This is a genomic window from Fictibacillus gelatini DSM 15865 (genome assembly GCF_000430745.1).
GTDB lineage: Bacteria > Bacillota > Bacilli > Bacillales > Fictibacillaceae > Fictibacillus_A > Fictibacillus_A gelatini.
In genome coordinates this window covers 378,779-392,652 of sequence record NZ_AUMP01000002.1, presented here as the reverse complement: position 1 = coordinate 392,652, position 13,874 = coordinate 378,779, and the positions used below count along the sequence as shown (strand labels likewise).

At 39.4% G+C, this 13,874-nt stretch carries 18 protein-coding genes and 1 tRNA gene; 14 read left to right on the top strand and 5 right to left on the bottom strand.

Annotated features, from left to right (window positions below; genetic code table 11):
• The first annotated feature begins 11 nt into the window (after nucleotides 1-11).
• Complete coding sequence (locus H538_RS0105090) at nucleotides 12-1,370, top strand: glucose-6-phosphate isomerase (RefSeq protein ID WP_026676690.1); 1,359 nt, start codon at nucleotides 12-14, stop codon at nucleotides 1,368-1,370.
• Nucleotides 1,371-1,428: 58 nt separating this feature from the next.
• On the opposite strand, the gene H538_RS23090 is transcribed toward H538_RS0105090, so the two are convergent.
• Both H538_RS23090 and H538_RS25970 read right to left on the bottom strand, forming a co-directional pair.
• A complete protein-coding gene (locus tag H538_RS23090; protein WP_035350101.1) occupies nucleotides 1,429-2,193 on the bottom strand; it encodes a potassium channel family protein in 765 nt (254 codons plus the stop codon).
• Nucleotides 2,194-2,590: 397 nt separating this feature from the next.
• Nucleotides 2,591-2,731, bottom strand: a complete 141-nt coding sequence (locus H538_RS25970; RefSeq protein ID WP_154657899.1) for a hypothetical protein — start codon at nucleotides 2,729-2,731, stop codon at nucleotides 2,591-2,593.
• Nucleotides 2,732-2,917: 186 nt separating this feature from the next.
• Here H538_RS25970 and H538_RS0105075 point away from each other — a divergent pair, with 186 nt between their 5' ends.
• The gene (locus H538_RS0105075; protein ID WP_026676689.1) at nucleotides 2,918-4,006 is read left to right on the top strand and encodes a CotH kinase family protein; all 1,089 of its coding nucleotides are present in this window, start codon (nucleotides 2,918-2,920) and stop codon (nucleotides 4,004-4,006) included.
• A gap of 42 nt (nucleotides 4,007-4,048) precedes the next feature.
• On the opposite strand, the gene H538_RS25420 is transcribed toward H538_RS0105075, so the two are convergent.
• The gene (locus tag H538_RS25420; RefSeq protein ID WP_161627194.1) at nucleotides 4,049-4,198 is read right to left on the bottom strand and encodes an anti-sigma factor domain-containing protein; all 150 of its coding nucleotides are present in this window, start codon (nucleotides 4,196-4,198) and stop codon (nucleotides 4,049-4,051) included.
• A 264-nt stretch (nucleotides 4,199-4,462) separates the two neighbouring features.
• On the opposite strand from H538_RS25420, the gene H538_RS0105065 reads away from it, so the two are divergent.
• The 4 genes from H538_RS0105065 to H538_RS0105050 all read left to right on the top strand — a co-directional run bounded on the left by H538_RS0105065 (nucleotide 4,463) and on the right by H538_RS0105050 (nucleotide 7,289).
• On the top strand, nucleotides 4,463-4,969 hold the full coding sequence (locus tag H538_RS0105065; RefSeq protein WP_026676688.1) for a DUF3189 family protein: 507 nt from the start codon (nucleotides 4,463-4,465) through the stop codon (nucleotides 4,967-4,969).
• 133 nt (nucleotides 4,970-5,102) lie between these two features.
• The gene (locus H538_RS0105060) at nucleotides 5,103-5,519 is read left to right on the top strand and encodes a hypothetical protein (RefSeq protein ID WP_211235549.1); all 417 of its coding nucleotides are present in this window, start codon (nucleotides 5,103-5,105) and stop codon (nucleotides 5,517-5,519) included.
• Nucleotides 5,520-5,629: 110 nt separating this feature from the next.
• A complete protein-coding gene (locus tag H538_RS0105055; RefSeq protein WP_026676686.1) occupies nucleotides 5,630-6,409 on the top strand; it encodes a DeoR/GlpR family DNA-binding transcription regulator in 780 nt (259 codons plus the stop codon).
• Between the two features lie 16 nt (nucleotides 6,410-6,425).
• Entirely contained in the window at nucleotides 6,426-7,289 is an 864-nt protein-coding gene (locus H538_RS0105050; RefSeq protein ID WP_026676685.1) for a Cof-type HAD-IIB family hydrolase, read from the top strand.
• A 107-nt stretch (nucleotides 7,290-7,396) separates the two neighbouring features.
• Here H538_RS0105050 and H538_RS0105045 read toward each other — a convergent pair whose 3' ends face one another.
• Nucleotides 7,397-7,624, bottom strand: a complete 228-nt coding sequence (locus tag H538_RS0105045; protein ID WP_026676684.1) for a CotD family spore coat protein — start codon at nucleotides 7,622-7,624, stop codon at nucleotides 7,397-7,399.
• 604 nt (nucleotides 7,625-8,228) lie between these two features.
• Between H538_RS0105045 and H538_RS25415 the strand changes: the two genes are divergently transcribed.
• Entirely contained in the window at nucleotides 8,229-8,387 is a 159-nt protein-coding gene (locus H538_RS25415) for a DUF1540 domain-containing protein (RefSeq protein WP_081412577.1), read from the top strand.
• A gap of 181 nt (nucleotides 8,388-8,568) precedes the next feature.
• A complete protein-coding gene (locus tag H538_RS23085) occupies nucleotides 8,569-9,045 on the top strand; it encodes a hypothetical protein (RefSeq protein WP_051291276.1) in 477 nt (158 codons plus the stop codon).
• A gap of 184 nt (nucleotides 9,046-9,229) precedes the next feature.
• Here H538_RS23085 and H538_RS0105025 read toward each other — a convergent pair.
• Nucleotides 9,230-9,305: transfer RNA gene (locus tag H538_RS0105025), tRNA-Ala, on the bottom strand.
• Between the two features lie 156 nt (nucleotides 9,306-9,461).
• On the opposite strand from H538_RS0105025, the gene H538_RS0105020 reads away from it, so the two are divergent.
• The 6 genes from H538_RS0105020 to murQ all read left to right on the top strand — a co-directional run bounded on the left by H538_RS0105020 (nucleotide 9,462) and on the right by murQ (nucleotide 13,861).
• Nucleotides 9,462-9,770, top strand: coding sequence for a hypothetical protein (locus tag H538_RS0105020; protein ID WP_026676682.1), 309 nt, complete (start codon nucleotides 9,462-9,464; stop codon nucleotides 9,768-9,770).
• 19 nt (nucleotides 9,771-9,789) lie between these two features.
• On the top strand, nucleotides 9,790-10,122 hold the full coding sequence (locus H538_RS0105015; RefSeq protein ID WP_026676681.1) for a spore coat protein: 333 nt from the start codon (nucleotides 9,790-9,792) through the stop codon (nucleotides 10,120-10,122).
• A 103-nt stretch (nucleotides 10,123-10,225) separates the two neighbouring features.
• Complete coding sequence (gene nagA, locus H538_RS0105010) at nucleotides 10,226-11,413, top strand: N-acetylglucosamine-6-phosphate deacetylase (protein WP_026676680.1); 1,188 nt, start codon at nucleotides 10,226-10,228, stop codon at nucleotides 11,411-11,413.
• Nucleotides 11,410-12,162: a glucosamine-6-phosphate deaminase gene (gene nagB, locus H538_RS0105005; RefSeq protein WP_026676679.1), complete on the top strand. Its 753-nt coding sequence runs from the start codon at nucleotides 11,410-11,412 to the stop codon at nucleotides 12,160-12,162. Before nagA ends, nagB begins: the two co-directional genes overlap by 4 nt.
• Nucleotides 12,159-12,884: a GntR family transcriptional regulator gene (locus tag H538_RS0105000; protein WP_026676678.1), complete on the top strand. Its 726-nt coding sequence runs from the start codon at nucleotides 12,159-12,161 to the stop codon at nucleotides 12,882-12,884. The genes nagB and H538_RS0105000 overlap by 4 nt, the downstream gene beginning before the upstream one ends.
• Nucleotides 12,885-12,952: 68 nt before the next feature.
• The gene (gene murQ, locus H538_RS0104995) at nucleotides 12,953-13,861 is read left to right on the top strand and encodes an N-acetylmuramic acid 6-phosphate etherase (RefSeq protein ID WP_026676677.1); all 909 of its coding nucleotides are present in this window, start codon (nucleotides 12,953-12,955) and stop codon (nucleotides 13,859-13,861) included.
• Nucleotides 13,862-13,874: the final 13 nt, after the last annotated feature.

The following is a 13,874-nucleotide window of genomic DNA, read 5'->3' as shown; positions in this document are numbered from 1 at the left end:
GTCATGCATACATGTCGAATAAACTGCGATTTGACTACAGTAATGCACTTTCTTTTATGAGCGAGCATGAGGTGTTTTATTTATCTGATGCAGTTCAAGCAGCACATGCTAGCTTGCATCAAAAAACGGGTGCGGGAAATGATTTTTTAGGATGGATCGACCTTCCTGCGAACTATGATAAGCGCGAATTTTCACGCATTCAAAAATGCGCTGAAAAAATTAAATCCGATTCTGATGTGCTCATTGTAATTGGTATTGGAGGCTCTTATTTAGGTGCGAGAGCGGCGATTGAAGCGTTGAACCATTCCTTCTACAATATGCTTGAAAATCGCCAAACACCACAAATCATTTTTGCTGGCCAAAATATCTCATCTACATACGTGAAAGATTTATTCGATCTTTTAGACGGAAAAGATGTCTCCCTTAACGTCATTTCAAAATCAGGGACAACGACAGAGCCAGCGGTTGCTTTCCGTATTTTTAAAACGTTTATGGAGGAAAAGTACGGAAAAGAAGAGGCGAAAAAGCGAATTTTTGCTACGACGGACAAGGCTAAAGGCGCATTAAAAACACTGGCTGATGAAGAAGGATATGAGACGTTTGTCATTCCAGATGATGTCGGGGGACGCTATTCTGTCCTCACTGCAGTTGGCCTGTTGCCTATTGCTGTCAGTGGGGTAAATATAGAAGAAATGATGCAAGGAGCAGCCGATGCTAGCAGGGACTACAACAATGAAGCCCTTTCAGAAAACGAAGCTTACCAATATGCGGCCGTTCGAAATGTCCTTTATAACAAGGGAAAAACGATCGAATTGATGGTCAACTACGAACCTGGTTTGCATTATGTCTCGGAATGGTGGAAGCAATTATTTGGTGAAAGCGAAGGGAAAGACCATAAAGGAATTTTCCCGGCGTCCGTTGATTTTTCAACAGACCTTCACTCAATGGGCCAATATGTTCAAGAAGGACGACGTGACCTTTTTGAAACCGTACTTAATGTAGAAAAAGCTCGAAGAGAAATAACAATTGAAGAAGATCCGCAAAATCTCGATAAATTAAATTTTCTTGCGGGCAAAACGATGGATTTTGTCAATAAAAAGGCATTTGAAGGAACGCTTCTTGCCCATACGGATGGCGGTGTTCCGAATTTAGTCGTCACATTGCCGGAAATGACAGCTTACCATTTTGGCTATATGGTTTATTTCTTTGAAAAAGCTTGCGCGATCAGCGGCTATCTTTTAGGGGTAAACCCATTTGACCAACCGGGTGTGGAAGCGTATAAGAAAAATATGTTTGCCCTTTTAGGCAAACCCGGTTTTGAAAAAGAAAAAGAAGAGCTTGAAAAACGATTAAAAAGAAGCCCGAAGTGATTGCACTTCGGGCTTTTTGAATTGTCTTCGCCAATTCGGATCGCCATTAACGGCCAATTTAAATGTGTCCTTTAAGGATGTCGACCATTGTCTTGCTCGCAAGACGGGTTGTCTCGATCATTTTGTCAACACCGGCGCGAATGCAATTCATTTTTTGTTCTTCGGTTAAAATTTCAGCGACCGCATAAATGTTAGGATTTAATCCTTTGGCAATAAGAATGCTTAACACTGTATGCATATCTGCATCGGCTTCTTTTAAATTTTCATCTGCAGTAATTAAAATCATTTTTGCGTGTTTTACATTCGCCTTCTCCAGAACGGAATCATGTGTGGCATTGCCTTTTATAAAATGTATCTTTCGATCGGGTAATGGGTTTTCATTTAATGAGAAATCAACTAAAACAATTGGAAGAGAAGGCTGTTCATTTACGAGTTTCATAATAGTTGTTTTGGAACGTTCATTATAGCCGACAACAATTAAATGGTCTTTCTTTGTAAACATCACTTTTCCTTCCTTCCATTCATTTTGTTTTTTAAACGTAACGGAAGCAACATGACCGAAAAAAAAGACGATAAAAGCCCCGCCTGATAATACAAGCAAAATCGCCATCCATCGCCCAATGGTTGTCGTTGGTGCGTAATCGCCATAACCAACTGTTGCTGCTGTAATTACCGCCCAATAGATTCCTTCAAAAATGCTTGGGAACGTCTTTGGTTCAATAAAATGAATAATAATCCCGAAACTGATCATAAATAAAACGATAATAATCAGGATCCGAATCATCAATGGAAGCTTTAAATAAAAAAATAAATAATGCCTCAAGTCTTAGACCGCCTTTTCAAATAACACATTACTTTCAGTATGCTCATAACGGCAAAGAAAGAAACTTCATTCGCTATTAAAAAACAAGAAATTCGGTAAGGAAGAAGTTCCTTACCGAATTTTATTTAAAAAAACTTACGATGTTGTTTTCGACAAGTGCATTTAAAAACGTTAGAAGAACGGCGCTTATTACAAGTAGTAAACAATCTTCTATCAAATGTGCCTCTTACTCTACTTGTTCTTCTAAAGTTAGAAGTACGTTTAAAGCAGCTTGTTCTTTTAAAGTTAGAAGTACGTCTCACCCGGCTTGTTCTTCTACCTCTGGAAGTCTGTCTAACATTGGACGTTCTTCTAAATCCTGAAGTTGTCCTGCGGCTGCGTCTCTTGCACCAGCATACTAATGTAGACGATGATGTACGTCTTCTTCTAGAGCTTCTCCTAGAACTTCTCCGACAGCTTGAACGGGAAGTTCTTCTTCGGCTGCTGGAAGTCCTCCTTCGGCTCCTGCTAGTACGGCTTTCTCTTTCACAAGGATCATTGAAAAAATGACTCACAGAATATCCTCCTCAAACATAATCTGGAAAAGAGAATCCTTTGGTGTCCCCTTTTCTCAATCTATCATACGCACCCGTTTTGCAAACGGACTGGACAAATAAACATTCATTGAAAAATAGACGAATGAAGTGACGGAAATGGAACTAAAGTTTCAAAAGGAAGGATGTTCATGACAGAAAAAAAATTGCCGGTATTTGAAGTGTCTGTTCCTGTTAAAGGAGCAAAAATAATTAAATCAGGAAAATGGGCAATAGACCCTATTCAAGGAAATATAAAAGTAAATGGAAACTCGGTTGAAACACTCATTATGACAAGAGGAGCACATATCTTTTCATTTCCAAAAAAGTCTTATGACCTCCTATTTACTAAAAATCAACCATTCTTTGGAGAAAGGGCAATTCATCTTAACGCTGAATACAATGATCCATCCTTTATGAGGAATAAGCTGTCATTTGATTTTTTTGAAAGAATCGGCGCGATAGCGCCATCCTCACAGCATGTGCTGCTTTATATCAATGGGTTTTTTCAAGGGATTTATTTGCATTTAGATTCAGTAGATAAACGGTTTTTAGAAAAAAGAGGACTTCCAGACGGCGGGATTTTTTATGCGGTAGATGAAAACGCCAACTTTTCATTGTATAGCCCGTCTACGAAAAAGGTAAAAGAATCGTTATTATGGGGTTATGAGCAAAAGTATGGGACGGAAGAAGATGTTGAAGCGTTAAAGGGACTGATGGAAATGATTGTGAATGCTTCTGAAGAAGAGTTCCCCGCGAAAGTTAAAGAGTGGTTCAATGTGGATAATTACTTGCGTTGGCTTGCGGGTGTTGTTTGTACACAAAATTTCGATGGATTCATTCATAATTATGCATTATATCGAAACAGAGAAAACGGACTGTTCCATATTCTTCCGTGGGACTATGACGCGACATGGGGAAGAGATGTACATGGAGATATAATGGAATATGATTATGTACCGATAAAAGGGTACAATACAATGACGTCAAGATTATTGTATGTGAAAGAATTCAGGAAACAATATCAGACAATTATGGAAGAGGTGTTGGAGGAACATTTTACTGTTGATGCGATGCGGCCTTTCATTTCTGAATTGTATGAATCGTTAAGGGATCATGTAATCAAAGACCCGTTTAAACACCGCGACCTTGATTGGTTTGACGAAGAACCAGAATTTATTGAGGATTTTATTACAATGAGAAATCAATATTTAAAGGACGAACTGAAGGAACTAAACTAAAACCAGGGTGTACTCCCTGGTTTTAGTTTAGGACCATTTCAATTAAACGTGAACGACTTTTTGGATTGGAATGATAATAGAAGTTCCAACCGTGTATGATCTTTTTTTCTTCTTAAGTTTACGAAATTCGCCGCCTTCTGCCAAAACAATGAGATGCCGTTTCCCCACTTCGATAATTATACCTTTTTTCACAGTTGTTGCCTCCAATTCAGGCAAATAGCCCTAAGATGTTAGGAATCTTCAATGACAACAAGAGCGGTTGTTATGATATATGTCGAATACTTTGACTGGAATTGTTGCTAAAATGAATGACTCTCTATTAAAGTATTCGGCCATTTGTTTGGCGTTTAGGGGTTCATAAAATAACTTTTGAATGCAACAACTCAAGATGTATGTACGATGAATGTATGGAAATAATGGAGATAATAATGAATGACTAAAATAAGGATGAGAGATATGATCTACATCTATAACTGTTATGGCGGTACCCATTCTTCCGTACTTGCTGCAGCCTATCATTTAAATAAATTGCCGATACATCGTGTCCCTACAAAAGAAGAAATATTATCGCTAGATCGTTTTAATCAACTAACTTATTCAGATATGGGTAAAGTTCTTTTTCACGGTGAGGATGAAGAAGGGAATGAAGTGTATACGGTCGGCCGCGGATCTTCAAATGTTGTCATTCCCGCAATGCGAAATATTGATCTGTTGTTGCAAGAAAGGTATGAAATTGATGAACGGACCGTTTTTTCCAATACTTCTCCAACAGTGCCGATTGCAATGACATTTGGTGGTTTTTTCTCAAGAGCGTTAAAAGTTGATACAATTGGTGTTCCCTTACTCGTAAAAGGTGCTAAACAATCACATCGAAACATTATCAGGCTTGTCGAGCATACGAAAAAAATGGCAAAATCAACAAGGGCAAAAGTCCTGGTTTTGGATAATAAAGAATTTCATTGATCCACCTAAAAAAACATTGCTTAAAATTCAAAAAATAGTGCTTAAGGCTCGGATTATTGAAGGATTTTACCGGTTTATATGGAAGTAGTATTCAATTAAAGTTTCTAAAAGCTCATGGAGGGGGCTGATGGGAATGATGGATACTGCGAAAAAAGTGGTTGTCTTTTTACATGAATATAAAAAAGAAAAAAGAATAAGAAAGATAGTGGCCTGGAGAGAGGGGGGCTTCATGATTCTCCTCTTATGTTTATTGCTTTTTTCAATTGAACAATGGATATGGGGCTATTATGTCGTTAAATCCACAAAATCGTCAGAGCACCGTTTAGAAAGAAATTTCAATGAGATGACAGGGCAAGATTGGATGAACCTTGCGAAAAGCGAAAAGTTCAACCTAATAAAATCCAGGCTAAAAAAAGACCATCGTTCTGCAAGTCAATCATCGATCCAAAAAGCTATTCAGGAATTAGATATCTTTGTTAAAAATAAACAATACGGGTCCGAAAATATTGCAGCCGCAGTCGCATTGAAAGTGGAACAGCTTAAGGAATAAAGATGGAGTATGTTACTCCATTTTTCTTTTGCTTAAAAATAATTAATTTCACTTAAAATATTGCATAATAACTTAATTTGACTTATAATTTTTAACAAGGAGTGGAAACGATGTATCAAGATGAACGGATGACAGCCATTTTAAAGTATTTAAGCAATCATGACCGGATAGATATTGAAACGATTTGTGAAATGAACAATGTTTCAAGAGATACTGCAAGAAGAGACCTTGTGAAGCTGGAAGAGCTGGGAAAGATCGTTCGTACACGTGGCGGGGCAAAACTTCCTTCATTTACATATGAAGTGCATAACTATGAGCAGCGTTTGAAAAAAGCTTCGCATATAAAAAGTCAAATTGGCAAATTTGCGGCTACGCTCATTCGAGATGGAGACCATATTATTTTAGATGCATCGACAACCGTTCAATTTGTTGCTGAAAACCTGGCAAGTAGAAACAATACGGTCGTTACCAATTCTATTGATATTGCAAGTATTTTAAGTCAAAAAGAAGATACCACCATCCATTTATTGGGCGGTTCGTTAAACAATAAACACCGGTCGATATACGGCAGTCGAACAATTGAACAAGTTTCGGATTATAAAGTGAATAAACTCTTTCTTGGAGCATGCGGGATTTCAGCCGAAGGTCTGTCTGTTCCGGTTGAAGAAGAAGGTTATCTCATGCGGGAAATGATCAAGCGGTCGGACAAAGTCATTGTTCTTACGGATTCGACGAAATTTAATAAAACTTTTTTTCAAAAAGTGTGTGACTTAGATGCCATCGATATTGTCGTAACCGATGAGAAAATTGATCAAAATATGAAAGAAATAGTTGAAAACTACTCGATTGAATTGATGATCGTTCCGGGTTCAAAATCTGAAGAGAGCTAACACCATGGAGGAGAAAATGAAAGTAATTGCAATAGACTTAGACGGGACGCTTTTATCAAAAGAAGGCGTCATTAGCGGTGAAAATAAAAAAGCAATTAAGGAAGCGCAAAGAAAAGGCCATGTCGTATCCATATGCACAGGACGGGATATCGATGATGTCCGCAGGCTGCTACAGATGGCGGATCTCGATTGTCCAATCATCGCGGGCAACGGTGCGATTGTGTCAGTGGATGGAGCGATTGTCAACAGTACTCCGCTCATTCATGGCGAGGCGTTGGAAATATTACACCAGATTGAGAAACAAGAAATTTTCTATCATGTTTATACGAACGAAGGCATATTCGCTCCGAAAAATGGAGAAAAAAGCGTTGCCGTTGAGTTAGACATCTTTAAAAGCGCTAATCCGGAAGCGGATGAGGAGGAATTGAAAAATGTTGCAAAAATGTATCTTCATCAATTTGGATTGAATACTATTGACAGTGCTGCAGCTTTAAAGAGCGAATCATTGGAGTTTTTTAAAATATTACCGTTCTCTTATCAAACGAAAAAGATGGAGGATTTGCGTAAATCGCTATTGAAAAATCCAAATTTAGCGGTCACCTCATCGGCTGATCATAATCTGGAGATCAACCATATTGATGCGACAAAAGGAAACGGCTTAGCTCAACTGGCCAACCATTTTAATATTCCGATGAAGGACACAGTCGCTATCGGCGATAATTTAAATGATGTATCGATGCTGAAAACAGCCGGCTTAGCCATTGCAATGGGCAATGCGCTCGATGAAATAAAAGAGCTTGCCCACCAAACGACGTTAACGAATGATGAAGATGGCGTAGCCTTCGCCCTTAGAAAATATGTCATAACCGAAAATGAATAAATGCTTACAACACCTTTGCCGGCGTAACCTTTTTGGGCGTAACGGCATGGTTTTCTTAATAAATAAAGAGAACTTTCGCCATTAAGCGAAAGTTCTTTTATTTCTTTTTAATAATATCCGTACCCTCCACAACCGATTGGATGTCCGCAATAAAGGTCTTCTTCACAGACGGACATCGTTTGCGACTGAGTTACCGGGAAAACGTGCTTATGCTGGCATAAAAGGTGGTTCTGATGCTGAATATGAATTGGATGAACATGAACTACTTCTTCCGCATAAAAATGAGGCTGGATACAACATTGAGTCGGGTGAACAATAACATTACATGGGTACATTGCATGACCTCCTATATTTGAAATCCGTTTTCTTTAACAATGTATGTCCTGTCATAAATGATCGACACGGGGGTATTCGTGGATTTTTTGTATGTTTACCCGAGTATGTCTAAAAAGAAAAAGCACTCTTTTGACAAGAGTGCTTTTCAATACGATTAATAATCAGTGAAGTAGTAATCTCCTCTGATATCATTGTCGTTATAGTCATTATCCATATAGAAATCGTCATCCATTGCACCTGCTGTTCTTCCACAGCTCTGGTATGCAGGTCTTTGCCCAGTAGGTCTTTGCACACCCTGGCATCTTAAACAATCGCGCATGCATTGTTCTCTGTTAGAAGAAAACTGGTTACAGAAATTTCGGCAAAAACAACGGCAGCTTGCATTTCTTGATTGTGCGCCTCGCGTAGCCTGCGGTCTCATTCCATTATCATTGCACATACACATGTTTAAATCCCCCCTTTCTTGTACTATAGTATTCAGGGGTAGCGTACTAGAAACGGACGAGTATCTAAAATCTATGAAAAAGGCAAAATTACTAGAATTTTCTAAGAGTATTTTTAAAAATACACTGTCAAAACTAGAGAAGAAGGGAGGTGTGGAATATGGCAAAAGATGTACTTTGTGAAGTGAACAATTGCTCATATTGGGGAGAAGGTAATTTATGTAATGCTGACCGGATTTACGTTGTAAGCCACCAGGGAAAACAGGCTTCGAAAACGGAAGAAACTGACTGTAAAACATTTAAACCATCTGAACAGTAAAATAACATTGCCGGCATCTTAGGAGAAGCCGGCTTTATTATTGTTTTCATCATTACTTTGCGTCTGTTTCCCATTCTAGACATCGTTTTAAACCAATTATTAGTCAGTATAGATGATACCTGAGAGCACATTCTAAAAAAGTGTTCATTACACACACTTTTTAAAATGGGGAGGCAACACTATGGATAAACGAACAGAAAAACGCATTGAATCGATCGCGAAAAAATCTGCTGATACTGAAATCGCTCAAGAACTTAATGCTTTTAAAACACAACTTAACCAATTGCAAAATTCCATTTCCCAATTACAACAACCACAACAAGCGCAACAAATGAGCCAAACGAATGCACAGCAAGGGCAAGCAGGCGGGCAAGCCGGACAACAAGGCCAAAATCAGTTGATGCAACAAATTCAACAATTCAGCAATCAGGCTCTCCAACAGTTGCAGCAAACGGATCAGCAATTGCAGCAAAGTATTCAGCAAGCCATTCAAACACTGAACCAAAGCTTGCAATATGTTCAATCCAATCAGGCTTTAAATCAGGTGAACCAGGCCATTATGCAAGCGCAACAACAAATGAACCAACAGGGTGGCCAGCAGGGGAATCAGCAAGGCCAGGCGCAAAAAGCAGGACAACAAGCTCAACAATTATCGTAACTTGATTAGTTATTTTCTCCTCTTGTTCGGTTTGTTTACGTTTATTATAAGTAGTATTAGCCTTTTTACGCAGGGGATTCGAAAGTGGTTTAAGCCTAAGGCACATTCATCGAGATGAATGTGCCGTTATGTCGTAAAATAAAATCCCTCCTGCCATTTTGCAAGAGGGATTGAAAACTATGTATGGTGGAATCTAGGGGGATCGAACCCCTGACCTCATCGCTGCCAGCGATGCGCTCTCCCAGCTGAGCTAAGACCCCGAGACAAATTAAATTTTATATTATTTTTTGGGGGCTGTCAACACCCAATTTAAAAAGATGGGCTATATTGCATAATCTCCGTTAAAAGGAGGCAATCTATTATAAGATTTAGCGGCTTATTTTTTTATTGGCCGCAAAACTTAAGGAGGCTATGGTATGCAACAACAGCAACAACCGAATCAAATGCAAAATCAACAACAGCCAACGTATCAACAACCGCCAAATGTCATAACGGGAAAAGATTATAACTACTTAAAAGATATGCTTTCCTGGAATTTGCTTGGCTTTAAAAAAGCGCATTTTGCGGCAAGCCAATGCCAGGATCCAGAAATTAAAGCGGCGATTGAAAAGGCCTGTCATATGCACGAAAGCCATTACCAAAGAATATTAAAACATTTAAATCCAACCGCCAATCAAGCATATCAGACCAATCAACCAAATCAAATGAACCAAATGAATCAGTAGGGAGTTGTGTGAAATGAACATGAATCCAAATAAAATCCAAAATCCGAAAACGCAAACACCGAACACACCGCAAATGAACGACCGCGATTTTATAAATGATATTCTGGCCTATGAAAAGTATATGGTTTCGTCTTATGGTATAGCCGGAAATGAGGCAAGCCATCAAGCGCTATTCCAGGAGATTCAATCGCTATGCACCGAAGCTCACCAAATGCAACGTTCACTTTTTGACATGATGTTTAAAAAAGGATGGTATGCGCTGGAAGCAGAAGACCCGCAAAAAATTCAACAAGCTGAGCAGCAATTTACAAAATATACAGCACAGTTTCCGCACACCCCGCCAATGCAATAATTTTTTTAAAAGCCGGATCTTTATATCCGGCTTTTTTAAGTTATCTATACTGGTATAGACAACTAGATTAAAAAGATGTATTCTTTAATAGAGGTGAACCGAGATGAAATCTATACTCCTTTTAAATGGACGGATTTACGCGGAAAACGATGTTTTTGTAAACGGCTATCTTATTATTAATGAAGAAAAAATTATAGAAATAGGTAAAAAACCAGAACACTTGAATGTAGCTGAGTATGATGTGATCCAGCTTCCAGAAGATTCGATCGTTATTCCAGGAATGATTGATATGCATATTCACGGAGCGGCGGGAGCAGATACGATGGACGCTACAACGGATGCGCTGCAAACGATGGCAAAAGTGTTACCTCAAGAAGGAACGACAAGCTTTCTTGCGACTACGATGACACAAGAAAAAGGTGAAATCGAAAAAGCGCTTCAGAATGCTGCCAAGTATATTAACGAGCATACTGCTCCTGGCGAAGCAGAAGTGATCGGGATTCATTTAGAAGGCCCATTTCTATCGCCAAAACGAGCAGGGGCCCAACCGCCGGGCCAAATCATTCATCCGGATGTTGAGCTGTTTAAAAAATGGCAGTCTTTATCGGACAATCATATTAAGCTTGTGACACTCGCTCCCGAAGAAGAAGGTGGACTTGAATTGACTTCTTATTTAAAGGAAACGGGCGTTATTGCTTCTATCGGACATTCTGATGCCACATATGAAGAAGTCGTTCAAGGAATCGAAGCGGGGATTACTCATGCGACTCATTTATATAACGGAATGAAGGGAGTTCATCATCGTGAACCCGGCGTGCTTGGCGGGGTGCTCATGCATGATGAGATCACTTCTGAAATCATTGCCGATGGTATTCATTCCCGCCCTGAAATGGTGAAATTCGCCTATCGAAATAAAGGTAGTGAAAAAATGGTACTAATTACCGATGCGATGAGGGCGAAATGCATGGGCAACGGTTCATTTACATTAGGCGGACAGGATGTGACTGTTCAAGGGAATGAGGCAAGATTAGCTGATGGCACCCTTGCAGGCAGTATTTTAAAAATGAAAGATGCTGCAAAAAATATGATGGAATTTACCGGTTGCGATATTCGGGATGTCATTCAAATGACATCTGTCAATCCCGCGAAAGAGTTAGGTATATATGACCGAAAAGGAAGTCTCTTATCAGGCAAAGATGCGGATATCGTCGTTCTTAATCAAGAGATGGACGTCCTTTATACGTTTTGCCGCGGCAAATTAGTGACTGACAAAAGGAGCTGTAAGCAATGAAAGTTATTGAAGTGAAAAATTATGATGAAATGAGTAAAGCGGCTGCAAAGCTGATCATTGCAAAAATTCGTTCAGCTGAACACGTGACGCTTGGCTTAGCGACCGGCAGTACACCGATTGGGACATATAAAGAACTTATTTTGGATTTTAAAGAAAACGGTACGTCGTATCAACATGTGTCAACCATTAATTTAGACGAATATGTAGGGTTAAGCCGATCTGATGCAACAAGTTATAATCAGTATATGTATGAACAGCTTTTTAAACATATTGATATTCCTCTTAAGCAAACACATTTGCCAAATGGCGCTGCAAATAACCTTGAAGAGGAATGTAGACGCTATGATGAAATTATCGAACAGATGGGCGGCATTGATCTGCAGTTGCTCGGCATTGGACGAAACGGTCATATTGGTTTCAATGAACCAGGAACACCTTTTAGCACAAAAACACATATTGTTGATTTAACGCAATCAACCTTACAGGCAAATGCGCAATATTTTTCTGATCCATCGAAACAGCCTAAGAAAGCGATAACGATGGGCATCGCCTCTATTTTAAAAAGCAAGGAAATAGTATTGCTTGCTTCGGGTGAAAGTAAAGCCCGGGCAATCTATAATTTGCTTTATGGCGAAGTGACGGAAGAAATGCCTGCTTCCAGTTTGAAAAATCATCCAAACGTAACCGTAATCGCAGATAGCGAGGCGCTTCGTCTTGTAAAACAAGAAGAAATGGGACAAAAAATATGATTAACAAACATTCTCCTGTGCCAATTTATTATCAAATTGAACAATCTATCAAAAACTTGATTGATAAAGGGGACTTGAAGCCAGGTGATATGATTCCTTCCGAAAGGGAGTATGCCGAAAACTATCAAATCAGCCGGATGACAGTAAGGCAGGCTATCAATAATCTTGTGAATGATGGGTATTTGATTCGGCAAAAAGGAAAAGGAACGTTTGTCGCAAGTCAAAAAATTGAACAAAAATTGCTCGGATTAACGAGCTTTACGGAAGATATGAAGGCGCGTGGCCACGTGCCTTCAACCCTATTGCTTGATTTTAAAAAGATTGATGCGACAAATGAACTTGCCGTTAATTTAAATGTCCAAATGGGGGATGCTCTTTATGAAATTAAACGGATCCGTTTGGCGGATGGATTTCCTATGGCTTTAGAAACCAACTATATGCCCGTCCAACTTGTTCATCATTTAACGGAAGAAGTTGCGAAAGGCTCTATTTATCAATTTGTCGAGCAACGTCTTGGGCTTGAAATCGATTATGCGACACAGGAGCTTGAATCATCTGTCGCAAGAGAAACGGAGAGCGAACTATTGAATATAGCAAAAGGAGCACCGGTTCTCCATATTAAGCGCCGCACGTTTTTGAAAAATGGATGCCCGTTAGAATTTGTTCATTCCATTTATCGTGGAGACCGTTACAAATTTGTCATTGACATGCATCGTTCTTAAAGAAAATCGATATCTTTAAGACGAATTGAAAGCGTTTTATGACAAATGATAAAAAGAGAGGATAGACAATGGACATAACAAAACTTTCAACGGAAAAAAGGAATAGGAATACATTCGATATTGATGAGCTTTCGATGCTTGAAGTCGTCAGGAAAATTAATGAGGAAGATCGAAAAGTTCCTGAAGCTATCGGCAAAGTTTTACCTGACATAGCAGCCGTCGTTGAGCGCGTCATTCATGCTTTTAAACATGGCGGGCGGCTCATTTATATCGGTGCGGGCACGAGCGGACGCCTTGGCGTATTGGATGCATCAGAATGTCCTCCAACTTACGGCATACCGCCTGAAATGATCATCGGCATTTTAGCTGGCGGGAATAAAGCGATCCAAACCGCGTTTGAAGATGTTGAAGACGATTTAGGGTTAGGGCGAAAGGATTTAGAACATATACAGTTAACCAATAAAGACATTGTCATTGCTATTACGGCAAGCGGGAGAACCCCATATGCTATTGGGGCGATCCAATATGCCAATGCAATCGGTGCAACAACTGTTGCACTTGTCTGCACTTCCGATTCCGAGTTAGAACGAATCGCAAAATATACAATTGCCTGTTTGGTCGGTCCGGAAGTCATCACTGGTTCAACGCGAATGAAAGCGGGAACGGCACAAAAGCTCGTCCTAAATATGATCAGTACGGCTTCGATGATTGGAATGGGAAAAGTGTACAGCAATTTGATGGTCGACGTCATTCCTTCCAATGAAAAATTGGTTGAACGCGCGGTCAATATCGTGATGGAAGCAACCGGTGCAACAAGAGAAGAAGCAAAAAAAGCATTACACGAACAACAAGGGCATGCCAAATCTGCTATATTGCAGCTTTTGACAGATGTCTCATCTGAAGAAGCAAAACGTTTGCTAAGAGCGCATGATGGCAGGTTAAAGCAAGCTATTGATTCGATAAAAAATAAGAAATAAATGAATTCATCTA